The organism is Cupriavidus taiwanensis (assembly GCF_900250115.1).
GTDB classification, from domain to species: domain Bacteria; phylum Pseudomonadota; class Gammaproteobacteria; order Burkholderiales; family Burkholderiaceae; genus Cupriavidus; species Cupriavidus taiwanensis_B.
The window spans coordinates 3,375,760-3,398,256 of sequence record NZ_LT984803.1 but is presented as its reverse complement, the minus strand read 5'-3'; the positions used below and the strand labels follow the sequence as shown (position 1 = coordinate 3,398,256).

The window sequence follows — 22,497 nt, the reverse complement described above, 5'->3', positions numbered from 1 at the left end:
GTGCTACGATGGCCGCTCCGGCTTCGCACCAGCACGGTGCACGAACCCGGCGCAGCAAGGCAGGTGAGCCACCACTTCCGGGCTTGCCATTGCAGCAAGCCATCCGCTGCCATTAATCCTTTTCCGCAATGACGATGACCGATCGCCTGACGCCGATGCCCGATGCGCCTGTCCGCCCGCCGCGGACCGGCCGCGCGCACGCGTCCGCGGTCGCCCTGGCCGCCAGCCTGCCCGAGCGCGCCAAGCGCGCGATGTCTCCCCGCCGGATCAGCGCACCGCCTGATTCCGCCCGGTTCCAAGCCTGATTCGTCTCCCATAGCGGGGCCCGGGCCGAACCGGGCCCGAGCCAGCGTTTCCGTTGTTGCCGGCGATCGCCGCAACGCTTTTGCCGATCCGTTGATGCGCGCGCCGCTGTGCGGCACGCCAACCCGCAAGACCTGACCGCTGCCGCCCGCCATGCAGGCCGGCCGCGCCCACCCACGACTGCCGGAGGACCCGCCATGACGGCCACCAAGACCCAGACCGCCACCCTGTACCTGACCGAGCTCGACGTCACCCGCCTGGAGCGCATTGCCAGCCGCGCCGGCTCCGCCCAGCTCGAGGACATGCTCGACAGCCTGCTGGCGCGCGCCACCATCGTCGCACCCGAAGAGATTCCGACCGACGTGGTCACCATGAACACGCGCGTGGTGTGCACGCTGCCGGGCGAACAGGCGCCGCGCAACTGGACCCTGGTGTACCCCGATGCGGCTGACTTCGACGCCGGCCGGCTGTCGGTGCTGTCGCCGGTGGGCCAGTCGCTGCTGGGGGCGCGCGCCGGCCAGACCGTCAGCTACCGCCTGCCCGATGGTCGCGAGCAGCAGGTGAGTGTCGCCGAGATCGCGTTCCAGCCCGAGGCCAGCGGCCAGTACACGCTCTGAGCCGCCCGCGCGGGTGCGGCCGCCGCCATGCGCACAGGCTCGTGGCGGCGTGCCGCCGGCGATCCGCGGACACCATTCATCGGCAAGCCAGTCGTTTCACGACTCGCAACGCACCATTCGTCGCAGCAGTATTTCTGCTGGCGCGGGCTATGACTAATCTTCAGTCCGTGCTCGCATCGCAACATGGATTGCAGGGCGGCCGGAGTCTTATCCCGGACCTACAAGAAAGAACGACGAAATCAGTTGAAGGAGTCCCAAATGATCGCCAGACGTATCCTTGGCGGCGCGCTCGTGTTCGCGGCAGTGGCCGCGTCCGCTGCGGCGATGGCTGCCCCCGCTGCCAGCAAGGTTGGCAAGTTCGATGTGTATGCCGACGCGCTGCGGGTTGGCAAGTACGACGTGTATACGGACGGCGCCAGGCAAGGCAAGTTCGACACCTACACCGACGGCGCCCGCACCGGCCGCTTCGACCCGTACTCGGAAGGCTCGCGCCGCGACGGCAAGTTCGATACCTTCAGCGAAGGGGCGCACAGCTTCAGCGGCGAGATCTCGAAGCGCGGCAAGTTCGACACCTTCAGCGAAGGCACGCACAGCTTTACCGGTGACGTGGCCGAACGCGCGCTCGACAACTCGCGCAGCGGCGACGGTTCTCTGTACGGCTATCGCGTCTGATCTCCCGGGTCTGCTCCAGACCTGACGCGGCCACTGCGGTGGCCGCAGGTTTTCTCTCCCGCCTGCCCGGCCGACCTCCTCCTCCTTCTCTCTTCGCCTGGCAGGCGTTTTTCTATTCCGTGGATGCCGCTGCCGCCTGTTCCGCAGCCGGCTGCGTGCGCGACACGCGGCGCGCGATCGCCGCGTACAGCAGCGGCACCGCGAGCGTGCCCAGCACGGTCGCGCCCAGCATGCCGCCCAGCACGCCGGTGCCGACCGCCTGCTGCGCGCCCGCGCCCGGGCCGGTGCTGATGGCCAGCGGCACCACCCCCAGCACGAACGCCAGCGAGGTCATCACCACCGGCCGCAGCCGCTGGCGCGCCGCGCGCGTGGCGGCCTGGGCCACGCCCATCGCGCCCGCGGCGCCGCGCCGCAATTGCTCGGCATATTCAACGATCAGGATCGCGTTCTTGGCCGCCAGCCCCATGATCACCACCACGCCCACCTTGAAGTAGACGTCGTTGGGCATGCCGCGCAGCCAGATCGCGGCGGCCGCGCCCATCAGGCCGGTGGGCACGATCGCAATCACCGCCAGCGGCAAGGTCCAGCTTTCATAGAGCGCCACCAGGCACAGGAAGATGAACAGCAGCGACAGCGCGAACAGCCACGGCGCCTGCGTGCCGGTCTGCTCCTGCTCGTAGGCCCGGCCGGTCCAGCGCACGTCGAATTCGGGCCCCAGCTCGCGTACCAGCCCGGCCAGCCGCGTCATCGCCGCGCCGGTGGTGTAGCCCGGCGCCACTTCGGCATTGATGCGCACCGAGCTGAAGCCGTCGAAGCGCTCCAGCGTGACCTCGCCTTGCCCCCATTCCAGCGAGGCGAAGGCTGCCAGCGACACCATCGTGCCGTGGGCGTTGCGCACATGCACGCGCGCGAGCTGGTCCGGCTGCATGCGGAACGGCGCGTCGGCCTGCAGGATCACGCGCCGCACCCGGCCTTCGCGCGCGACTTCGTCGATATAGCGCGAGCCCAGCGTCGCCGACAGTGTGTGATGCACGGCCTCGGCATCGACGCCGAAGGCCTCGGCCTTGCGGTAGTCGATCTTCAGGTCCAGCGCCGGCACCGGCTGGCCGGTGGTGGCGCGCACCTCGCCCAGCACCGGGTCCTGCCTGGCGCGGTCGATCAGCTTGTCGCGCGCGGCGAAGAGCTTCTCGCGGCCCACCGGCTGGCGCGCCACCAGGCGCATATCCAGGCCGCCGATGCTGCCCAGTTCCGGCAGCGCCGAGCTGTTGTAGGCGAACAGTTGCGCGGCGCCACGGCCGGGCCAGCTCTCCAGGCCGGCCGCGAGCCGCTCCAGCACCGCCTGCGCGGTGTGCTCGCGCCCGCGTGCCTTCCAGTCGGAGAGGCCGATGAACAGGCTGGCGCGCTGCTCGCCGCTGCCGCCGCTGGACCAGCCCAGCACGGCAAAGCTGGAACGCACCGGGTAGCGCTGGTCGCGCATCCATTGCTCGAGGCCGGCGACCAGCCGGCGCGTGTCGGCCTGCGTGCTGCCCGCTGGCAACTCCACATCGACCACGATCTCGCCGGTATCCTCTTCCGGCAGGAAACCGCTCGGCATCTTCCACAGCGCATAGCCGCACGCCAGCGTCAGCGCCAGGTACAGCGCCAGCCAGCGCAGCCGGCGGCGCTGCAGCGCCTGCACCCAGCCGGCGTAGCGCGCGGTGAAGGCGGCGAAGCGCGCATCGAACCAGGCCAGCGGCCCGCGCGCCGGCGCCGCGCTGTGGCGCAGCAGGCTCGCGCACATTGCCGGCGCCAGCGTCAGCGCAAAGAACAGCGAGAACGCGATCGACACCGCCAGCGTCACGGCGAAATGCCGGTAGATCACGCCCACCGCGCTGCCGAAGAACGCCATCGGCACGAACACCGCGCACAGCACCAGCGTCACCGCGACCAGCGCGCCGGAGACTTCGCGCATCGAGCGCGCCGCGGCCTGCATCGCGCCCACGCCATCGCTGCGCATGATGCGCTCGACGTTTTCCACCACCACGATGGCGTCGTCGACCAGGATGCCGATCGCCAGCACCACGCCGAACAGCGTGATCACGTTCAGCGACAGGCCCAGCGCATACAGGCATGCGACCGTGCCCAGCAGCGATACCGGCACCACGATGAACGGGATCAGCGTGGCGCGCAGGTTGCCGAGGAACAGGTACAGGATCAGGAACACCAGCACCGTGGCCTCGATCAGGGTCAGCACCACGCGCGAGATCGAGGCCTGCACGAAGGTGGCGCCGTCATACGAGATCTCGTAGCGCACGTCGCCCGGGAAGCCCGTGCTGGCGGCATCGAGCGCGGCGCGCACGGCGCGCGAGGTCTGCAGCACGTTGGCGCCATCGGCCAGCTTCAGGCCGATCGACGCGGCATTGCGGGTGTTCAGCGTGGAGCCGTAGCGGTAGTCGCTGGCGGCCAGTTCCACCCGCGCCACATCGCGCAGCAGCACCGCCGAGCCATCGGTGGCGGCGCGCACCACGATGCGCCCGAACGCCTGCGCGTCGCTCATCGGCGCGGGCGGGCGCACGATCGCCTGGAACGGCTGGCCCGGCACCGCCGGCGCGCCGCCCAGCTGGCCCGGCGTCACGTTGCCGTTGCGCGCGCGAATGGCGGCCTCGACTTCGGCCGTGGTCAGGTTGAAGGCATGCAGCTTGTCAGGATCGAACCAGATCCGCAGCGCGTACTCGGCGCCGTAGGGCTCGGCCTTGCCGATGCCGGGCAGGCGGCGCAGCAGCGGCAGCACCGAGCCCGCGGCAAAGTCGCCCAGCGCGGTTTCGTCGAGCTGGCCGCTGTCCGAGACCAGCGACACATACATGAAGGCGCTGCTGCTGGCCTGGTCGACATAGACCCCGCCGCGCCGCACCGCCTCGGGCAGCAGCGGCTCGGCCTGGGCCACGCGGTTGCGCACATTGACCTGCGCCAGTTGCGGGTCGGTGCCCTGGCGGAAGCCGAGCGTCACCGTGGCGGTGCCGCCCTCGCTGCTGGAATCGAGGTAGAGCAGGCCCGGAATGCCATGCATCTGCTGCTCCAGCACCGCGGTGACGCGGTCTTCCACGGTGCGCGCGGACGCGCCGGGATAGTCGGCGTAGATGATCACCGTAGGCGGCGCCACCGCCGGATATTGGGCGATCGGAATGCGGTTCAGGGCCAGCAGGCCCGCCACCACTGTCAGGATGGCCAGCACCCAGGCGAACGCCGGGCGCTTCAGGAAAAACGACGCCATGTCAGGTCAGGGCTGGCACGGGCACGGCAAGTGAAGATCGGCCGTGGCTCCGCTGCGGTTGGAACGGAACGGCTTGGGTGCGGAGACGCCGCGAACGACTGCGGCAAGTGGCGCGCGTACCGAGGGTACGGGGGGCCGGCGGGAATGGACCCGGCGCTGCGGCGGGAAGGATCGGTAAGGATCAACGCCGGCGAGCGGCCGTCATACTGCGGCCTTGCCGGCGATTATAGACAGGGAAGCGCGGCCTGGACAACGCAAACATCACATTGTCGGCCCCCCACGGAGGTTGGGGGCGCGGCCAGGAACTACAGGTCGCGCGCGGCGAAGGCGTCGCACTTGCGGATGTCGCCGGACTCGATGCCGCGGCGCAGCCAGCGCACGCGCTGCTCGCTGGAGCCATGGGTAAACGCTTCGGGCACGACATAGCCCTGCGACCGGCGCTGCAGCCGGTCGTCGCCGATCGCAGCGGCGGCCTTCAGGCCTTCTTCGATATCGCCGGGTTCCAGCAGCTGCTGGTTGGCGCGCTGCGCGGTGGCGGCCCACACCCCGGCGAGGCAGTCGGCCTGCAGCTCCATGCGCACCGACAGCTGGTTGGCCTGGGTCTCGCCCATGCGCCGGCGCGCGTTGTCGACCTTGTCCGAAACGCCCAGCAGGTTCTGCACATGGTGGCCGATCTCGTGCGCGATCACATAGGCCTGGGCAAAGTCGCCGCCGGCGCCGAAGCGCTGGCGCAATTCGTCATAGAAAGCCAGGTCGATATAGACCTTCTGGTCGCCGGGGCAGTAGAACGGCCCCATCGCGGACTGGCCGGTGCCGCATGCCGTCGGCGTGGCGCCGGAGAACAGCACCAGCGTCGGCGGCGCATAGCGGCGGTTGAGCTGGGTTTCGAAGATGTGTTGCCAGGTGCGCTCGGTATTGCCCAGCACCTTGCGCGTAAACACGGTCATGTGGTCCGTCGCCGGCGGCCGGTTGGCCTGCTGCTGTTGCTGCTGCGGGCCGGAGCCCTGCAGCACCGACGCGCCCTGCATGATCAGCATCGGGTCGATGCCGAAGAAATACGACGCCGCCAGCGCGATGATGACCGTGCCGATGCCGATCGACTTGCCGCCAAGCCCGCCGAATCCACCGCGGCGGTCTTCAACGTGCTGGCTTTCGGCTTCGTCATCTAGGCGCATGGGGGCTCCGGGGACTTGGGGAAGAGGGTGGGGAAAGTGGAATTCAGTATAGCAATCCGCGCCTTGGTGCTCGCTCCGGCAGCGCGCCGTGCCGGCGCATGCGCACCGCCGGCACAAAAAAAAAACACCGCCCGCTCGCCCTGGAGACGGGCAATGCGGGCGGTGTGCGGCAAAGCGAAGAAACCGGGTTTGCACCCGGTTCCGTCAGGGCCTGCAGGTTCCGCAGCGGGAACGCGCTCCCGCGCGCTCAGGCCAGCGCGGCCTCGCGTGCGGCCGGCGCGGCGGCCACCGCGCTGGCGCTGACTTCGGCCACGCGCAGCAGGTTGGTGGTGCCGCCCTGGCCGAACGGCATGCCCGCGGCGATGGTGATCTGGTCACCCGGCGCGGCGTAGCCTTCGGCAACGGCGGCGCGGGTGGCGGCTTCGACCATTTCGTCGACGCTCTGCACGTCCGGGCTCACGGTGGAGTGGATGCCCCAGGCGATCGCCAGCCGGCGGGCGATCTCCAGGTTGGGCGTGATGCTGACGATCGGCGCGCACGGCCGCTCGCGCGCGGCCCGCAGCGCGGTCGAGCCGGACGAGGTATAGGTCACCGTCGCCGCCGCGCCGATGATGTGCGTAACTTCGCGCAGCGCGGCGCAAATGGCATCCTGGCGGGTGTTCAGTGGGGTCTCGTGCTGGGCGTCGAGCAGGTTGCGGTACAGCGGGTCGCGCTCGACCTCGGTGACAATGCGGTTCATCATCGACACCGCCGGCACCGGGTAGCGGCCGTTGGCCGACTCGGCCGACAGCATCACCGCATCGGCGCCTTCATAGATCGCGCTGGCCACGTCCGACGCTTCGGCGCGGGTCGGCACCGGCGAGTCGATCATCGACTCCAGCATCTGCGTGGCGATCACCACCGGCTTGCCCAGCTGGCGGCACACGCGCAGGATGCGCTTCTGCACGCCGGGCACGCGCTCGGGCGGCAGCTCCACGCCGAGGTCGCCGCGCGCCACCATCACCGAATCGGACACCCGCACGATCTCTTCCAGCTGCTGCAGCGCGGCGGGCTTTTCGATCTTGGACAGGATCCCGGCCCGGGTGCCGACGATCTCGCGCGCCTCGACGATGTCGGACGGGCGCTGCACGAACGACAGGCCGATCCAGTCGGCGCCCAGCGACAGCGCGAAGTCCAGGTCCTTGCGGTCCTTCTCGGTTAGCGCGGGGATGGGGATCACCGCGTCGGGCACGTTCACGCCCTTGCGGTCGGACAGCGTGCCGTTGTTGGCGACGCGCGTGGTAATGGTGCCGGTGGTGACCGACTCGATCGCCAGGCGCACCTTGCCGTCGTCGATCAGCAGCGACTGGCCGGGTTGCGCGGCCTGGAACAGCTCCGGGTGCGGCAGGTAGACGCGGGTGCCGTCGCCCGGGGTCGGGTCGCTGTCGAGCACGAACACATCGCCGGTGCGCACCGCGACCTTGCCCGCCGCGAAGGTGCCGATGCGCAGCTTGGGGCCCTGCAGGTCGGCCAGCACGGCGATGGGGCGGCCGCTCTCGACCTCGACCTGGCGCACCGCGTCGTAGCGCGCGCGGTGGTCGTCGTGGGTGCCGTGGCTGAAGTTCAGCCGGAACACGTCCGCGCCGGCCTCGAACAGCGCGCGGATCACCGCGATGTCGGTGCTGGCCGGGCCGAGCGTGGCCACGATCTTCGCTTTGCGCTGGCGTCTCATGATGTCTCCTCTTCCATTCTCGGTAGCGGCGCGTCGGCGCCGCGAGTCAGTCGGTACTACGTTGGCGGCGATCGTCAGATGATCAGGATCGCGCGGAAGTCGTTTACGTTGGTACGGGTCGGGCCGGTGACGATCAGGTCGTCCAGGCCGGCGAAGAAACCGTAGCCGTCATTGTTTTCGAGGTGCGCGCGCGCATTAAGCCCGCGCGCGCCGGCACGGGTCAGCGTGTCCGGCGACAGCAGGGCGCCGGCGTTGTCCTCCGAGCCGTCGATGCCATCGGTGTCGCCGGCGATGGCGTGCACGCCGGGCAGGCCGTCGAGCGCCACCGCCAGCGCCAGCAGGAACTCGGCATTGCGCCCGCCGCGGCCCTTGCCGCGCACGGTCACGGTGGTCTCGCCGCCGGACAGGATCACGCACGGCTTGCTGAACGGCTGGCCGCGCTGCGCCACCTGGCGCGCGATCGCGGCATGCACTTCGGCCACTTCGCGCGCTTCGCCCTCGATGCAGTCGGACAGGATGTGGGCCTCGAAACCCAGTTCGCGCGCACGCGCCGCGGCGGCTTCCAGCGCTTGCTGCGCGGTGGCCAGCGTCACGCTGCGGTGACCGTGGAAGCGGGCATCGCCGGGCTTGGGGGTTTCGCCGGCCCCGCTCTCCAGGTGCGCGCGCACGTTGGCCGGCACCTCGATGCCGTACTTGGCGATCACCGCCAGCGCATCGGCGCAGGTGGTCGCATCCGGCAGCGTCGGGCCGCTGGCGATCAGCGTCGGGTCATCGCCGGGGATATCGGAAATCAGCAGCGTCTCCACGCGAGCCGGCGCGCAGTGCAGCGCCAGGCGGCCGCCCTTGAGCGCCGACAGGTGCTTGCGCACGCAGTTCATCTCGCCGATGCTGGCACCGCTCCTGAGCAGCGCCTTGTTCACGGCTTGCTTGTCGGCCAGCGTCAGGCCCGGCGCGGGCGCGGCCAGCAGCGCGGAACCGCCGCCGGAGATCAGGCACAGCACCAGGTCGTCGGCGCTCAGGCCGTGCACCAGTTCCACCATGCGCTGCGCGGCGCGCGCGCCGGCTTCGTCGGGAACCGGGTGCGCGGCTTCGACTACTTCGATGCGCTTGCAGTCGGCGCCGTGGCCGTAGCGCGTCACCACCAGCCCCGACAGCTCGCCTTGCCAGTTCGCTTCCACCGCCTGCGCCATCGCCGCGGCGGCCTTGCCGGCGCCGATCACCACGGTGCGGCCCTTCGGCGGCGCGGGCAGGTGCGGCGGCAGGCAGTGGCTGGCGCTGACGGCGGCGACCGCGGTATCGAACAGGTCGCGCAGCAGCGCGCGCGGTTCAGCGTTGGCTGCGGTGCGCTGGGGCGACAGCAGGGCGGCTTGGGGTTCGGTGACGAGCATGAAGAATCCTGGGTGCTGACGGGTACGCTGGGTACGCTGGGTACGTCGGGTACGTCGGGTACGCAGTGGGTACAAAGCGGTACTGCAAAGCGTGTCGTCCCCGCTGGGCGGGGACGACAGGTTGCTGCTTACTTGGCGTTGGCGATCTGGTGGTTCGACATGATCTCGATCGCGCGGCACAGGGCCGAGTGGTCCTGCTTGCCCAGGCCGTTGGCCGAGCAGGTATTGAACAGCTCCTGCGCGGTGGCGGTGTTGGGCAGTGCCACGCCCAGCGCCTTGGCGCCCTGCAGCGCCAGGTTCAGGTCCTTCTGGTGCAGCTCGATGCGGAAGCCCGGATCGAAGGTGCGCTTGACCATGCGATCGCCATGCACCTCCAGGATGCGCGAGGCCGCAAAGCCGCCCATCAGCGCCTCGCGCACCTTGGCCGGATCGGCGCCGGCCTTGGAGGCGAACAGCAGCGCTTCGGACACGGCCTGGATGTTCAGCGCGACGATGATCTGGTTGGCCACCTTGGTGGTCTGGCCGTCGCCGTTGCCGCCCACCAGCGTGATGTTCTTGCCCATCAGTTCGAACAGCGGCTTGACCTGGTCGAAGGCCTCCTGCGGGCCGCCGACCATGATCGTCAGCGAAGCCGCCTTGGCGCCCACTTCACCGCCCGACACCGGTGCGTCCAGGTACGAAGCGCCCAGCTTGTTGATGCGCGCGGCGAAGTCCTTGGTGGCGATCGGCGAGATCGAGCTCATGTCGACCACGATCTTGCTGTAGCTGGCTTCCTTGCCGGCAGCCTTGAACGCGGCGGCCACGCCCTTCTCGCTGAACAGCACCGCTTCCACGTGCGGCGTGTCCGGCACCATGATGACGATGATGTCGGCACGCTTGGCGACTTCCTCGGCGCTGGTGCAGACGGTCACGCCTGCATCGACCAGCGCTTGCGGGGCCGGGTTGACGTCATGCACGAACAGCGTGTGGCCGGCGGCGCGCAGGTGGCCCGCCATCGGTGCGCCCATGATGCCCAGGCCGATGAAGCCGACGTTGCGAGTGGTTGCCATGTGATGTCTCCTTGGAAAAATAAAATTGAAGCTGGTGGTTTCTGAAGCTCCGGCACAGAAGGGGAGCGCGGTGTTGGGTGCTCCCAAGCCGCCCGAGCTAGCCTTAGCAAGGTGTTATCACTCTCTCCCCTCAGGGGGAGAGGGTTGGGGAGAGGGGTGGGCTAGCAAGGCGCCACATCAAGCGGGGCCTGCGGTTTTAACTCGCAGGCCTCAGCTTTTGACACTCCTGCCCTCTCCCGCTAGCGGGAGAGGGGAGCAAACAAGCGGGAATTGAAAAGCGACAGTAGTTACTGCACGCCGTGCGCGGCGCGCCAACCCAGGCCGGCTTCGGTGGTGGTCTTCGGCTTGTACTCGCAGCCGATCCAGCCGCTGTAGCCGATCTCGTCCAGGAACCTGAACAGGTACTGGTAGTTCAGCTCGCCCGTGCCCGGCTCGTTGCGGCCCGGGTTGTCGGCCAGCTGCACATGCTTGATCTTCGGCAGGTTGGCCTTGATGGTGTTGGCGATCTCGCCTTCCATCCGCTGCATGTGATAGATGTCGTACTGCACGTACAGGTTGGGCGCGTTGACCTGGGTAATCAGGTCCAGCGCCTGCTGCGTGCGCGACAGGAAGAAGCCGGGGATGTCGAAGGTGTTGATCGGCTCGACCAGCAGGTCGATATGCTCGGCGGCCAGCGCGCTGGCGGCGAAGCGCAGGTTTTCCACCAGCGTTTCCTGGGCCTGCTCGCGCTTGACGTTCTGCGGCAGGATGCCGACCAGGCAGTTCAGCTGGCGCACGCCCAGCACCTTGGCGTACTTGATGGCCTCGCCCACGCCGTCCTGGAACTCGCCGACGCGGTCCGGGTGGCAGGCAATGCCGCGCTCGCCCGCATCCCACTTGCCGGCGGGCAGGTTGTGCAGCACCAGGTCGAGCTGGAAGCGGTTCAGGCGGTCAGCGATCTGGTCCGCGTGGAACGCATAGGGGAACAGGAATTCCACGCCGCGGAAGCCCGCGCGCGCGGCGGCTTCGAAGCGGTCGAGAAAACCCACTTCGTTGAACAGCATGGTGAGGTTGGCCGCAAGTTTAGTCATGAGTCTCTCCGGTTTAATTGTGTTGTCGCTCCGCCGGTGTGGAGCCCTGCTGCAGGGGGCACTTGGCTTCGCGCGGGCCGTGGCCCGCGCGTTCCATGCTGGAATGGTGTTGCTTACGCCGTTTCCACTTCTTCTTTCAGGATCGCTTCCTCGATGTCCTCGAGGTCTTCGATCGGCTCGAACTCGTTGACGTTGTCGATCTCGGTGCCCATCGCGATATTGGTCACGCGCTCCAGGATCACCTCGACCACCACCGGCACCGAGAACTCGGCCATCAGGTCGCGCGCTTCGGCAAAGGCCGGGGCGATGTCTTCCGGCTTGAACACACGGATCGCCTTGCAGCCCAGGCCCTCGACCACCTTGACGTGGTCCACGCCATAGCCGTTCAGCTCAGGGGCATTGACGTTGTCGAAGGCCAGTTGCACGCAGTAGTCCATCTCGAAGTTGCGCTGCGCCTGGCGGATCAGGCCGAGGTAGGAGTTGTTCACCACTACGTGGATGTACGGCACCTTGAACTGCGCGGCCACGGCCAGCTCTTCGATCATGAACTGGAAGTCGTAGTCGCCCGAGATCGCCACCACATCCGAATCCGGCGAGGCGGTCTTCACGCCGATCGCGGCCGGGATGGTCCAGCCCAGCGGGCCGGCCTGGCCGCAGTTGATCCAGTGGCGCGGCTCGTTCACCGACAGGAACTGCGCCGCGGCGATCTGCGACAGGCCGATGGTGCTGACATAACGCACGTCGCGCGGGAAGTACTGGTTCATCTCGCGGTACACGCGCTGCGGCTTGACCGGCACGTTGTCGAAGTCGCTCTTGCGCTGCATGGTGCGGCGGCGCTTCTGCACGTCGGCGACCCACGACTTGCGGCACGGCAGGCGGCCGGCCATCTTCATTTCGCGGGCGACCTCGACGCACAGTTCCAGCGCGGCCTTGGCGTCCGACACGATGCCCAGGTCCGGACCGAACACGCGGCCGATCTGGGTCGGTTCGATATCGACGTGCACGAACTTGCGGCCCTTGGTGTAGACGTCGACGCTGCCGGTGTGGCGGTTGGCCCAGCGGTTGCCGATGCCCATCACGAAGTCCGAAGCCAGCAGCGTGGCGTTGCCGTAGCGGTGCGAGGTCTGCAGGCCGACCATGCCGGCTTGCAGCGGATGGTCGTCGGCCAGCACGCCCCACCCCATCAGCGTCGGCACCACCGGCACGTTGACCAGCTCGGCGAACTCGACCAGCAGTTCCGAAGCGTCAGCGTTGATCACGCCGCCGCCGCACACGATCAGCGGGCGCTCGGCCGCGTTGAGCATGGCGATGGCCTTCTCGATCTGGGCGCGCGAAGCGGCCGGCTTGTACGGCTGCAGCGACTGATAGGTCTCGACATCGAATTCGATCTCGGCCACCTGCACGTCGAACGGCAGGTCGATCAGCACCGGGCCCGGGCGGCCCGAGCGCATGATGTGGAAAGCCTGCTGGAACACCTGCGGCACCAGCGCCGGCTCGCGCACGGTCACGGCCCACTTGGTCACGGGCTTGGCGATCGATTCGATATCGACGGCCTGGAAGTCTTCCTTGTACAGGCGCGCGCGCGGGGCCTGGCCGGTGATGCAGAGGATGGGGATCGAATCCGCCCACGCCGAGTACAGGCCGGTGATCATGTCGGTGCCGGCGGGGCCCGAGGTGCCGACGCAGACGCCGATATTGCCCGGCTCGGCACGGGTATAGCCCTCGGCCATGTGCGAGGCGCCCTCGACGTGGCGGGCCAGCACGTGGTTGATGTTGCCCGACTTGCGCATCGCCGAGTAGAACGGGTTGATGGCCGCGCCCGGCACGCCGAACGCCGTGGTCACGCCTTCCTTCTCCAGCACGGCGATTGCCGCGTCGATTGCCCTCATCTTTGCCATGATCTTGTCTCCGGTAATGGTGGGAATTTCGTTGGAGTCGATCCTATTCCCGCAAGCCGGTTGGGATAAACAGAAGAGCGATCAGTTGATTCGATACCTGTAGTACGCAATATGGGCCGGAAAGCGCGGTCGGACGGTCGGCCCAGGTACGCCGATGCATGCCATTGGATATGTGGTGTGACGGTACGGACACGCCGCGCAGCAGCGGGTACGCCCGTGCGCCGACGTGCCGCCGCGGCGCGCTGCGGCAAAATGACGGCATTCCCTGCCATCCGGGCCGACCATGTATTCCAGGCTGCCGTCCACCTACGAACTGCTGGAAGCGCTTGCCGCCGCCGCGCCCGAGTCCGCGTCCACCCCCGGGTCCGCGCCGGACAGCCGGCGCGCGCTGTGGCTCGGCTTTGTCGCGGCGCTGGCCGCGACGCTCCTGTGTGGCGCCGGCCTGGCCGTGTGGCGCGTGGGGCTGAAGCATCCCGTGCCGCTGTGGTCGCTGCGCGGCTTCGAGGCCCTGCTGGCCCTGGCCGCCGCCTGCTATGTCGGCGCGGGACTGGCGCGCGCCGGCACGGTGCTGGCGCGGCTGCGCGATCCGCTGCGCTGGCAGGCCGCCGAGCTGGACCGCGACAGCGCCGCCGAGGACGCGCTGCTGCGCCGGCTGGCGCGGATTCCGCCGCAGCAACTGCAGGCGCGCCAGCGGCGCGTGGCGCTGCAACTGCGGCTTTGGGAAGGCGCGGCGCGCACGCTGGCGGTGCTGCTGGCGCTGGCGCCGGCCGCCGCGGTGATGGCCGCGCTGCCGCGCCAGCAGGCCATGGCCGGCGCGCTGCTGTGGCTCTACGGCGTGATGGTCGTAAGCGGCGCCGCCTGCTACCTGTACCTGCATCTGCAATGCAGCCGGCCGCTGCGGCGCCTGGCCCATGTGCTGGGCGAGGCGGCCGAGCTGAACGCGCAGCTCGGCAAGCGCACGGCCGGCGCGGGCTGATCCTGCCCGCGTAGCGGGTGCCGCCGCGTGCCCGTGGCGGGCGCCGGCTGCGGCCCTTATGCGGCCCTTATGCGGCCCATATTCGGCCCTTTATGCGCCGGCCTCGATCCGGCCCATCAGCCGCACAGGGATGCCACAACCCCGGCGATGCCGCACAATGGCGCCCGGGAGACCAATATCCGATGGACAAACTCAAGCAAATCGAAGCCTTTATCGCCGTGGTGGAGCACGGCAGCATGGCGGCCGCGGCGCTGACGCAGAACGTCACGCCGGTAATGATCGGCCGCCGCATCAACGCGCTCGAAGCCCGCATCGGCGTCAAGCTGCTGCACCGGTCCACGCGCCGCATCGCCGTGACCGAGCAGGGCGCGGTGTTCATGGAGCAGTGCAAGAAGGCGCTGGCCGACCTCGACCGCGCCGAGATGCTGATCGCCGAAGGCAAGCACAAGGCCACCGGCCACCTGATCGTGTCGGCGCCGGCGGCATTCGGGCGCAAGCACGTGGCGCCGCACGCGCCGGCGTTCCTGGCCAGCAATCCGGAGGTGCAGATCTCCTTCAACCTGACCGACCGCGTGGTCGACCTGGTGCGCGAGGGCTATGACGTCGGCATCCGCATCGGCGGCGCCATCGATCCGAACTTTGTCGCGATCAAGCTGGCGTCGAACAAGCGCGTGGTGTGCGGCACGCCGGCGTACTTTGCCAAGCATGGCGTGCCGCAGACCCTGGATGACCTGGCCCAGCACAACTGCCTGGCGTTCAACCTGCAGGGCGGCCAGCAGCGCGGCTGGTACTTCAGCCAGAACGGCAAGGCCGTGACCGTGCGCGTCAACGGCAATCTGGACTGCAACGACGGCGAGCTGCTGCACCGCTGGACCGGCGAGGGCCTGGGCCTGGGCTGGCGTTCCACCTGGGAGATCCTGCCGCAGCTGGAGAGCGGCGAGCTGATCACGGTGCTGGACGAATACGCGCTGCCGGCCTACGACATCCTCGCCGTGTATCCGCAGCAGCGTCCGGTGCCAGCCAAGATCCGCTTTTTCATCGAACACCTGAAGGCGCAGTTCGCGCGCCCGGGCTACTGGATGGAAACGGCGGGCGGCAACTGAGGCCGCCGCCGCACGCCATGCCCATCGCCGCCTGGCTGGCCGATCTGGTCGTGATCGCGCACGCGCTGTTCATCGTGTTCGTGGTGGCGGGTGGCCTGCTGGTATTGCGCTGGCCGCGCGCCGCATGGGTGCACCTGCCGGCGGCGGTGTGGGGCGTGCTGATCGAATGGGCCGGCTGGCTCTGCCCGCTGACGCCGCTGGAAAACATGCTGCGGCGGGTCGCCGGGCAGGCCGGCTACAGCGGCGGCTTTGTCGAGCGCTACCTGCTGCCGCTGATCTATCCGGCGGGGCTGACGCTCGCGGTGCAGCTGTGGCTGGGCCTGGTGGTGCTGGTGGTGAACGTCGCGATCTATGCGCTGTGGTGGCGCCGACGGCGCCACCGCCATGCCGACCGTTGAGCGGCCGGCTTCAGCCGCCCGGCTCGAAGCGCGGCGCGCGTTTTTCCAGGTTGGCCAGCACCGCCTCGCGCTGGTTGGGCGAGCCCACCAGCCGGTCCTGCTCGTCCGACTCGGCCTGCAGGATGGCGGCGGCGTCGCCGTACTCCGCCACTGCCATCAGGCGCTTGGCGGCGCGGATGGCGTCCGGATTCTTCTGCGCGACTTCGCGTGCCGCGGCCAGCGCCGCGGCGCGCGGATCGTCGGCCAGGCAGGTGCCCAGGCCCAGCGCGCACGCCTCGCTGCCGCTCAGCACGCGCGCGCTGTAGATCAGCTCGCGCAGCACATCGGGGCGCACCAGCCCGCGCGTCAGCACCATGCCGGCCATGTCGGGCACCAGCCCCCATTTCAGCTCCATCACCGACAGCCTGGCATCCGGCGCGACGTAGCGCACATCGGCGCCCAGCGCCACCTGCAGCCCGCCGCCAAAGGCCACGCCATGCACCGCGGCGAAGACCGGCACCGGCAGCTCGCGCCACACCATGCAGGCGTACTGCGGGCGATTGGAGAGGCCGTGGGTGCGCTGGCCGAGCCGGCCCGCGCCGATGCTGTCGTGCTGCGACGCGCCCGCGTCGTCCGACAGCATGCCCGCCATGCGGCCCATGTCGAGCCCGGCGCAAAACGCGCGGCCTGCGCCGGACAGCACCACGGCGCGCAGGTCCGGCAGGCGCGCGAGCTGTTCGCCGGTCTCGATCAGGGCATCGAACATGGCCTGGTCGAGCGCGTTCATCTTGTCGGGGCGGTTCAGGCGGACGTCGGCGACACCGCCTTCGACCGTCACCAGGATACGTTCGTTGCTGGCGCTCATGCGCGGGCTCCTTGTCAGTGGCAGTGGTGCGTGCTGGCCGCTGCGCTCAGCGGCCCTTGAACTGCGGCTTGCGCTTCTCGACGAAGGCGGCCACGCCTTCCTGGCAGTCTTCGCTGCGGCTCGCGCGCGACTGCAGCGTGGCTTCCACTTCCAGCTGCGCGGCCAGGTCGTTGCCGAGGCTCTGGTTGAGGGCCTGCTTGATCATGGCGTAGGCCATGGTCGGCATGGTTGCCAGGTGGCGGGCCAGCTTGCCGGCCTCGTCCAGCAGCGCGGCGTCGTCATGGATCTTCCACACCAGCCCGATGCGGTGGGCCTCTTCGGCGTCGATCTTCTCGGCCAGGATGGCGAGCGCGCGGGCGCGCATCTCGCCGGCGTAGCGCGGCAGGAAGTAGGTGCTGCCGGCATCCGGGATCAGGCCGATCTTGGAGAACGCCTGCAGGAAGCTGGCCGAGCGCGCCGCCAGTACCACGTCGCCCGCCAGCGCCACGCTCATGCCGGCACCGGCGGCGACGCCATTGACCGCGGTGATGACCGGCTTGGGCATCTCGCGCAGCGCCATGATGATCGGGTGGTAGCGCTCGCGCAGCAGCGTGCCGGAATCGGACACGCCGCCGCCCTGGCGCGCGGCCAGGTCGGCGCCGGCACAGAAGCCGCGGCCGGCGCCGGTCAGCAGCACGGCGCGCACCTCGGCGTCGGCCGCGGCGCGGTCCACGGCCTCGCGCAGTTCGCGCAGGATGTCGGCGTTCAGTGCATTGAGCACCTCCGGGCGGTTCAGGGTCAGCGTGGCCACGCCTTCGCTGGCTTGGTAGAGGACGGTTGCCGTCATGGTGGTTCTCCTGGTTTCTGTGTCGTTGCGGGTGCGAGATCCGGTACCGCCGTCTATTGCGGCTGCTTCAGCGCGTCGGCCGAGGCGTCGCCGAGCTTGCTGCCGCCGTCGCAGTCGAGGATGGTGCCGGTGACGTAGCGGGCGTTGTCGCTGCTCAGGTACATCGCGGCGTCGGCGATGTCGTCCTTGCTGCCGTAGTCGCGCAGCGCCAGGCGCGCCTTGTAGCGGGCCTCGACCTCGGGCGTCGGGGCCAGCCGCGCCATGCCTTCAGTGTCGGCGATCGGGCCGGGCGAGATGCCGTTCACGCGCACGCCGGCCGGGCCCCATTCCATCGCCAGGCACTTGATCAGCATGTTGATGCCGGCCTTGGCGGCGCAGGCATGGGCCTGGAACATCATGGCGTTGACCGCCTGCGGCGCGGTGATCGCGATCAGCGACGCCCCCGGCTTGTTGAGGTGGTCGAAGCTGGCGCGGAACACGTTGAAGGTGCCGAGCAGGTCGATATCGACCACGGTCTTGAAGGCATTGGCCGACATGCCCACCACCGGCGCCAGGAAATTGCCGGCGGCGCCGGAAATGACCACGTCGATCGGGCCCAGCTCGTCCTGCGCACGCGCCAGGGCGGCTTCGACCGCGGCGTAGTCGCGCACGTCGGCGGCCATGCCGATGGCGGTGCCGCCGGCCGCGGTGATGGTGTCGGCGGCGGCCTTGATGCGCTCGGCGGTGCGGCTGATCAGCGCCAGCCGCGCGCCGGCGCGCGCAAAGCCGTGCGCGATGCCAAGGTTGATGCCGGACGAGGCGCCGGCGACGAATACGGTCTTGCCGGCAAAGGCGTCGGGGCGGAAGGCACTGGGCATGGGAAGTCCTTTTCGATCGGAGGTCAGCACAAAGTGGGGGGAGGCTGGCGCCGGCGCGAAGGCGCGGCAGGTATCGCGCGATGGCGCATGGCGGTCTCCATGTTTCTGTTCTGGTGTGCGTCCGCCCGCGAACTGCGAAGGTGGCGCCGGCCTCTTGGGAGGGCCTCCGGGATCCTAACCCGAAGCCGGGATTCGATTTCACGCTGGCCGGCAATATCGCCGGCCGCCGACGCCGCCTCGGGAGGGGGGCGGAACGCCGCCCGTGCGCTGCAACTCGCTGGCGGCAAAGGGAAAAAACCGGGTCGGGAGTGCGCGGTGGCCAGGCCGCGGGGAGGGCGACATTCCGCGGCGCGGAAGCCAGTCCTCAGAAAAAAGAAAGCCCGCACACCGTTGCAGCGTGCGGGCAGCCTGCCGACGATGAGGTGCCGACAGGCAAGTTGCTCATGAAGTGCGCCCCCGCGTCTTCATGGCGAGACGAAGTTTGCGCGCGGGCGGCCCGGGGTGCTTTGACTCACGTCAAGTGGCCGGCACCAAGGCCGGAGAGAGGGGAAGGGCAGGCGCCTAGGCCAGCAACGCGGCAACCAGGTCCTTGCCGCGCGCCACCGGCGCGGTTTCCTCGAAATGCAGCGCGCCTTCGACGTGGCCCAGGTGGTCCACCATCAGCGTGACGGCGCGCTCGACATCGCCGGCGCGGGCCGCCTCGATAAACTCGCGGTGCTCGTCCGACGAGCAGGCCGCGTCGCGGCGCGACTGGTACAGCATGGTGATGACCGCGCTGCGCGCCGACAGCTCGCGCATCATCTCGGTCAGCACGCCGTTGCCGACCACCTCGGCCAGCACGATATGGAAGTCGCCCAGCAGCCGGGTGCGCACCTGGGCATCGTTGCCCGCCAGCGACTTGCGCTCGGCCGCGAGGTGGCGGTCGATGCGCTTGTAGTCGGCGGCGGTGGCCTTGGCGACAAACTCGCGCGCCAGCGCGGCTTCGAGGATGCGGCGCACGGCGAACACCTCGCGCGCCTCCTCGGCGCTGGGCTTGGCCACGAATGCCCCTTTGTCCGGCACGATCTGGATGACCTTGTCCTTGGACAGCATCAGCAGCGCCGCGCGCACCTTGGTACGGCTGACGCGATAGACGCTGGCCAGCGCCTCCTCGCGCAGCTTGGTGCCGGGCGGCAGGCGGTGCGAAACGATCGCCCCGACGATGTCGTCGGCGATCGCTTCGGCGGTCATGTCAGGATCGATATGCTCGGGCATGGCAGCGCACTTGCGCAGAGGCTGCGCGGTGGGGGAGATGCGTGATTCTAGCGCCCTGCGACCGGGCCCGGCACGATGGTCGGAGCAGCGGCGTCCTGCGCCATCGCGGCCAGCCCGGCATCCAGGTCGGATGCCTCGATGGTGCCGTTCAGCACCCCATGGGCGCGGGCGCGGTCGATATCCTTCTCCCAAGCGGCCACCACCACGGTGGCGACGCAGTTGCCGATCAGGTTGCCGAGCGCGCGCGCGATGCCGATAAACCAGTCCACCGACAGCACCAGCACCAGGCCGATCGCCGGGATCGCGGGATGGGCCGACAGCGTCGCGGCCAGGATCACGATGGCCGAGCCGGGAATGCCGTGCGCGCCCTTCGAGGTGACGAGGGCCACCGCCAGGATGCCAAGCAGGTCGGCCATCGCCAGCGGCGTGTTGGTGGCCTGCGCGATGAACACCGCGGCCAGCGTCAGGTAGATCGAGAACGCATCCAGGTTGAATGAGTAGCCGGTCGGAATCACCAGGCCCACCACCGACTTCTTGATGCCCATGAACTCCAGCTTTTTCATCACCTGCGGCAGCACGCTGTCGGACGAGGCCGTGCCCAGCACCACCAGCAACTCGGCGCGCAGGTAGCGGATCAGCTTGATCACCGAGAAGCCGCACACGCGCATGATCGTGCCCAGCACCACCAGCACGAAAATGATCACCGCGCCATAGAACAGGAACACCAGGAAGCCCAGCTGCTTGAGCGAGCCGATGCCGTACTTGCCGACGGTGAAGGCCACCGCGCCCAGCACGCCCAGCGGCGCCAGCTTGATGATGAAGCCCATCATCTTGAACAGCGTGTGCGAGAAGGTATCGATCAGCTTGACCAGCGGCCGGCCCGGCTCGCCCACCAGCGACAGCGCGCAGCCGAACAGGACCGATACCAGCAGCACCTGCAGCACGTCGCCGTTGGCGAAGGCGCCAAACACGGTATTGGGGATCAGCTTGAGCAGGAAGTCGACCGTGCCCTGGTCCTTGACCTTGGTGGCGTTGTCGATAAAGCCGGCGATGGCCGAGGCGTCGAGCGAACGGGGATCGACGTTCATGCCCACGCCCGGCTGGAACACATAGGCCAGCAGGATGCCCAGCGCCAGCGCGATGGTGGTGACGATCTCGAAATACACCACCGCCTTGATGCCGACGCGGCCAACCTTTTTCAGCTCGCCGGCGCCGCAGATGCCGGCCACCACCACGCAGAACACGATCGGGCCGATCAGCATCTTGATCAGCTTGATAAAGGCATCTCCGAGCGGCTTGAGCTTGGCGGCGAATTCGGGGAAGGCGAGGCCGAGTGCCGTGCCGATCACCAGGGCGATCAGCACCTGGCCGAACAGCGAGCGGGTAAAGCGGGTGTGCAGGCGTGGGGTGCCCGGGCGGTGCTGCGAGGGAACTGCGTGCTGCATGGTTGTCTCCGTGCCGGGCCGGCCCTTTGCGTGTGCGCTGGCTGGCCCATTTTCGATCCAGGAATCACCGGCGGCCCCGTACTGCTCTGACGGCTGGGTGGGCTGCCGGCCTTACGTCTCGGGCGGGGCTCCTGGTCCGGAACGCGCCACCGCGCGGACAGCCCCCCTGTTGGGGCGGAATCCACGCAATCCGCTGTCCGGACCGGATTGTCCGTGGCGGATTGTCTGAACGTGGAACCGAATATAGTGCATATCATTTTTGTATGCAATTTTTGAATTCACTGTGCTACCATGAATCGCACAGAATAGAGCTTCGGCCATGGGCGACCCGCCCGCACTGGCACCCCGCCAGCCACGCCGCCGCGGCATTCACGCACTTCCAGCAGGAGACACGCATGGCAGCAAATCCGTCGGCCGGCACGCCGGCAGCCGCAGAGGTAGGCACGCGCATCATGGCCTGGGCCGATGCCCTGGCCGTCCACACCGAGCAACCCGGCATGCTCACCCGCACCTACCTGACCGAGGCCCACCACGGCGCCGCCGCCCAGCTGACCGAATGGATGCAGCAGGCCGGCATGACGGTGCGGCGCGATGCCGCCGGCAACGTGATCGGCCGCTACGAGGGCACCACGCCAGACGCGCCGGCGCTGCTGACCGGCTCGCATTTCGACACCGTGCGCGACGCCGGCCGCTATGACGGCAACCTGGGCGTGATCCTGCCGATCGCCTGCGTGGCAGAGTGGAACCGCCAGGGCAAGCGCTTCCCGTTCGCGCTCGAAGTGGTCGGCTTTGCGGAGGAAGAGGGCGTGCGCTTCAAGGCCACGCTGCTGGGCAGCCGTGCCATCGCCGGCACCTTCGACACGAAGGTGCTGGACAACGTCGACGACAGCGGCAAGACCATGCGCGAAGTGATGCGCGAGGCCGGCTTCGACGCCGCCGACCTGCCCGCCGCCAAGCATGACCGCAGCAAGGTCGCGGCCTTCATCGAGGTGCATATCGAGCAGGGCCCGGTGCTGCTGAACGAGGGCCTGCCGGTCGGCGTGGTCACGGCGATTTCCGGCGCCACGCGCTTTATCGTCGAACTGGAAGGCCTGGCCGGCCACGCCGGCACGGTGCCGATGGACATGCGCCGCGATGCCGCCATGGCCGGTGCCGAGATCGGCCTGTATATCGAGAAGCGCTGCGGCGGCAAGCCGGGCCTGGTCGGCACCGTGGGCCAGTTCAACGTGCCCAACGGCGCCACCAACGTGGTGCCGGGCCGCGCCGTGTTTTCCATCGACATCCGCGCCGGCGAGGACGCCGAGCGCGAGGCCGCCGTCAACGACGTGCTGGCCGAAATCGAGCGCGTCTGCGCGCGCCGCAACGTGCGCACGCAGATCCGCAAGACCCACGAGGCCAACAGCGTCCCCTGCGCCCCGTGGCTGCAAGAGCAATGGGCCGCCGCCATCGCCCGCCAGGGCGTGCCGGTGCGCCACCTGCCGTCGGGCGCCGGCCACGACGCCATGGCGATTGCCGCCATCGCCGATGTCGCCATGCTGTTCGTGCGCTGCGGCAACGGCGGCATCAGCCACCATCCCACCGAAACCATGACCGCCGAGGATGCCGCACTGTCCGCGCGCGTGTTCAGCGATTTCGTCGAGCACTTCCGGCTGCCGCAATAA

Annotated in this window: 19 protein-coding genes; 7 read left to right on the top strand and 12 right to left on the bottom strand. The window is 69.0% G+C overall.

All coding sequences use genetic code 11. The annotated features are described in order from the left end of the window. Positions 1–134 precede the first annotated feature (134 nt). The 3 genes from CBM2586_RS15960 to CBM2586_RS15950 all read left to right on the top strand — a co-directional run bounded on the left by CBM2586_RS15960 (position 135) and on the right by CBM2586_RS15950 (position 1,592). Positions 135–305: a hypothetical protein gene (locus CBM2586_RS15960; protein WP_172587081.1), complete on the top strand. Its 171-nt coding sequence runs from the start codon at positions 135–137 to the stop codon at positions 303–305. Positions 306–500: 195 nt separating this feature from the next. Then, a complete protein-coding gene (gene rnk / locus CBM2586_RS15955; RefSeq protein ID WP_115688417.1) occupies positions 501–920 on the top strand; it encodes a nucleoside diphosphate kinase regulator in 420 nt (139 codons plus the stop codon). 258 nt (positions 921–1,178) lie between these two features. Next, positions 1,179–1,592 carry a hypothetical protein gene (locus tag CBM2586_RS15950; RefSeq protein WP_115663590.1) on the top strand — a complete coding sequence of 138 codons (414 nt, stop codon included), beginning with the start codon at positions 1,179–1,181 and terminating at the stop codon, positions 1,590–1,592. A 112-nt stretch (positions 1,593–1,704) separates the two neighbouring features. Here the strand turns inward: CBM2586_RS15950 and CBM2586_RS15945 are convergent, their stop codons facing one another. The 7 genes from CBM2586_RS15945 to gcl form a co-directional block, all read right to left on the bottom strand. Then, a complete protein-coding gene (locus tag CBM2586_RS15945) occupies positions 1,705–4,842 on the bottom strand; it encodes a multidrug efflux RND transporter permease subunit (protein WP_115688415.1) in 3,138 nt (1,045 codons plus the stop codon). A 305-nt stretch (positions 4,843–5,147) separates the two neighbouring features. Further along, the gene (gene ypfJ / locus CBM2586_RS15940) at positions 5,148–6,017 is read right to left on the bottom strand and encodes a KPN_02809 family neutral zinc metallopeptidase (RefSeq protein WP_115688413.1); all 870 of its coding nucleotides are present in this window, start codon (positions 6,015–6,017) and stop codon (positions 5,148–5,150) included. A gap of 247 nt (positions 6,018–6,264) precedes the next feature. Then, positions 6,265–7,728 carry a pyruvate kinase gene (gene pyk / locus CBM2586_RS15935; RefSeq protein ID WP_115688411.1) on the bottom strand — a complete coding sequence of 488 codons (1,464 nt, stop codon included), beginning with the start codon at positions 7,726–7,728 and terminating at the stop codon, positions 6,265–6,267. Between the two features lie 74 nt (positions 7,729–7,802). Next, a complete protein-coding gene (locus CBM2586_RS15930) occupies positions 7,803–9,116 on the bottom strand; it encodes a glycerate kinase type-2 family protein (protein WP_115688409.1) in 1,314 nt (437 codons plus the stop codon). A gap of 128 nt (positions 9,117–9,244) precedes the next feature. Continuing rightward, entirely contained in the window at positions 9,245–10,165 is a 921-nt protein-coding gene (locus tag CBM2586_RS15925) for a 2-hydroxy-3-oxopropionate reductase (protein ID WP_092316699.1), read from the bottom strand. Positions 10,166–10,452: 287 nt separating this feature from the next. After that, positions 10,453–11,235 carry a hydroxypyruvate isomerase gene (gene hyi, locus CBM2586_RS15920; RefSeq protein ID WP_115688407.1) on the bottom strand — a complete coding sequence of 261 codons (783 nt, stop codon included), beginning with the start codon at positions 11,233–11,235 and terminating at the stop codon, positions 10,453–10,455. Positions 11,236–11,348: 113 nt separating this feature from the next. Next, positions 11,349–13,133 carry a glyoxylate carboligase gene (gcl, locus tag CBM2586_RS15915; protein WP_115688405.1) on the bottom strand — a complete coding sequence of 595 codons (1,785 nt, stop codon included), beginning with the start codon at positions 13,131–13,133 and terminating at the stop codon, positions 11,349–11,351. A 283-nt stretch (positions 13,134–13,416) separates the two neighbouring features. On the opposite strand from gcl, the gene CBM2586_RS15910 reads away from it, so the two are divergent. The 3 genes from CBM2586_RS15910 to CBM2586_RS15900 all read left to right on the top strand — a co-directional run bounded on the left by CBM2586_RS15910 (position 13,417) and on the right by CBM2586_RS15900 (position 15,610). Further along, positions 13,417–14,109, top strand: a complete 693-nt coding sequence (locus CBM2586_RS15910; protein WP_115688403.1) for a hypothetical protein — start codon at positions 13,417–13,419, stop codon at positions 14,107–14,109. A 182-nt stretch (positions 14,110–14,291) separates the two neighbouring features. Further along, positions 14,292–15,212 (top strand): LysR family transcriptional regulator, encoded by a 921-nt coding sequence (locus CBM2586_RS15905; RefSeq protein ID WP_115663599.1) that lies wholly within the window; start codon positions 14,292–14,294, stop codon positions 15,210–15,212. 17 nt (positions 15,213–15,229) lie between these two features. Then, a complete protein-coding gene (locus CBM2586_RS15900) occupies positions 15,230–15,610 on the top strand; it encodes a DUF2784 domain-containing protein (protein ID WP_115688401.1) in 381 nt (126 codons plus the stop codon). A gap of 10 nt (positions 15,611–15,620) precedes the next feature. On the opposite strand, the gene CBM2586_RS15895 is transcribed toward CBM2586_RS15900, so the two are convergent. The 5 genes from CBM2586_RS15895 to CBM2586_RS15875 form a co-directional block, all read right to left on the bottom strand. After that, positions 15,621–16,454: a crotonase/enoyl-CoA hydratase family protein gene (locus CBM2586_RS15895; protein ID WP_115688399.1), complete on the bottom strand. Its 834-nt coding sequence runs from the start codon at positions 16,452–16,454 to the stop codon at positions 15,621–15,623. 46 nt (positions 16,455–16,500) lie between these two features. Beyond that, positions 16,501–17,280 carry an enoyl-CoA hydratase-related protein gene (locus tag CBM2586_RS15890; RefSeq protein ID WP_115688397.1) on the bottom strand — a complete coding sequence of 260 codons (780 nt, stop codon included), beginning with the start codon at positions 17,278–17,280 and terminating at the stop codon, positions 16,501–16,503. Positions 17,281–17,333: 53 nt separating this feature from the next. Next, the gene (locus CBM2586_RS15885; RefSeq protein ID WP_115688395.1) at positions 17,334–18,137 is read right to left on the bottom strand and encodes an SDR family oxidoreductase; all 804 of its coding nucleotides are present in this window, start codon (positions 18,135–18,137) and stop codon (positions 17,334–17,336) included. Between the two features lie 561 nt (positions 18,138–18,698). Beyond that, positions 18,699–19,391, bottom strand: a complete 693-nt coding sequence (locus CBM2586_RS15880) for a GntR family transcriptional regulator (RefSeq protein ID WP_115663604.1) — start codon at positions 19,389–19,391, stop codon at positions 18,699–18,701. A 47-nt stretch (positions 19,392–19,438) separates the two neighbouring features. Continuing rightward, positions 19,439–20,836: a C4-dicarboxylate transporter DctA gene (locus CBM2586_RS15875; RefSeq protein WP_115688393.1), complete on the bottom strand. Its 1,398-nt coding sequence runs from the start codon at positions 20,834–20,836 to the stop codon at positions 19,439–19,441. Between the two features lie 395 nt (positions 20,837–21,231). Here CBM2586_RS15875 and CBM2586_RS15870 point away from each other — a divergent pair, with 395 nt between their 5' ends. Further along, the gene (locus CBM2586_RS15870) at positions 21,232–22,497 is read left to right on the top strand and encodes an allantoate amidohydrolase (RefSeq protein ID WP_115688391.1); all 1,266 of its coding nucleotides are present in this window, start codon (positions 21,232–21,234) and stop codon (positions 22,495–22,497) included.

Bases quoted from the DNA above. Each gene is read 5' to 3' on its own strand.
- CBM2586_RS15925 (WP_092316699.1), bottom strand. From the start codon at position 10,165: ATGGCAACCACTCGCAACGTCGGCTTCATCGGCCTGGGCATCATGGGC.
- CBM2586_RS15945 (WP_115688415.1), bottom strand. From the start codon at position 4,842: ATGGCGTCGTTTTTCCTGAAGCGCCCGGCGTTCGCCTGGGTGCTGGCC.
- CBM2586_RS15930 (WP_115688409.1), bottom strand. From the start codon at position 9,116: ATGCTCGTCACCGAACCCCAAGCCGCCCTGCTGTCGCCCCAGCGCACC.
- CBM2586_RS15875 (WP_115688393.1), bottom strand. From the start codon at position 20,836: ATGCAGCACGCAGTTCCCTCGCAGCACCGCCCGGGCACCCCACGCCTG.
- CBM2586_RS15910 (WP_115688403.1), top strand. From the start codon at position 13,417: ATGTATTCCAGGCTGCCGTCCACCTACGAACTGCTGGAAGCGCTTGCC.
- ypfJ (WP_115688413.1), bottom strand. From the start codon at position 6,017: ATGCGCCTAGATGACGAAGCCGAAAGCCAGCACGTTGAAGACCGCCGC.
- CBM2586_RS15895 (WP_115688399.1), bottom strand. From the start codon at position 16,454: ATGAGCGCCAGCAACGAACGTATCCTGGTGACGGTCGAAGGCGGTGTC.
- pyk (WP_115688411.1), bottom strand. From the start codon at position 7,728: ATGAGACGCCAGCGCAAAGCGAAGATCGTGGCCACGCTCGGCCCGGCC.
- hyi (WP_115688407.1), bottom strand. From the start codon at position 11,235: ATGACTAAACTTGCGGCCAACCTCACCATGCTGTTCAACGAAGTGGGT.
- rnk (WP_115688417.1), top strand. From the start codon at position 501: ATGACGGCCACCAAGACCCAGACCGCCACCCTGTACCTGACCGAGCTC.
- gcl (WP_115688405.1), bottom strand. From the start codon at position 13,133: ATGGCAAAGATGAGGGCAATCGACGCGGCAATCGCCGTGCTGGAGAAG.
- CBM2586_RS15890 (WP_115688397.1), bottom strand. From the start codon at position 17,280: ATGACGGCAACCGTCCTCTACCAAGCCAGCGAAGGCGTGGCCACGCTG.
- CBM2586_RS15880 (WP_115663604.1), bottom strand. From the start codon at position 19,391: ATGCCCGAGCATATCGATCCTGACATGACCGCCGAAGCGATCGCCGAC.
- CBM2586_RS15905 (WP_115663599.1), top strand. From the start codon at position 14,292: ATGGACAAACTCAAGCAAATCGAAGCCTTTATCGCCGTGGTGGAGCAC.
- CBM2586_RS15900 (WP_115688401.1), top strand. From the start codon at position 15,230: ATGCCCATCGCCGCCTGGCTGGCCGATCTGGTCGTGATCGCGCACGCG.
- CBM2586_RS15960 (WP_172587081.1), top strand. From the start codon at position 135: ATGACCGATCGCCTGACGCCGATGCCCGATGCGCCTGTCCGCCCGCCG.
- CBM2586_RS15950 (WP_115663590.1), top strand. From the start codon at position 1,179: ATGATCGCCAGACGTATCCTTGGCGGCGCGCTCGTGTTCGCGGCAGTG.
- CBM2586_RS15870 (WP_115688391.1), top strand. From the start codon at position 21,232: ATGGCAGCAAATCCGTCGGCCGGCACGCCGGCAGCCGCAGAGGTAGGC.
- CBM2586_RS15885 (WP_115688395.1), bottom strand. From the start codon at position 18,137: ATGCCCAGTGCCTTCCGCCCCGACGCCTTTGCCGGCAAGACCGTATTC.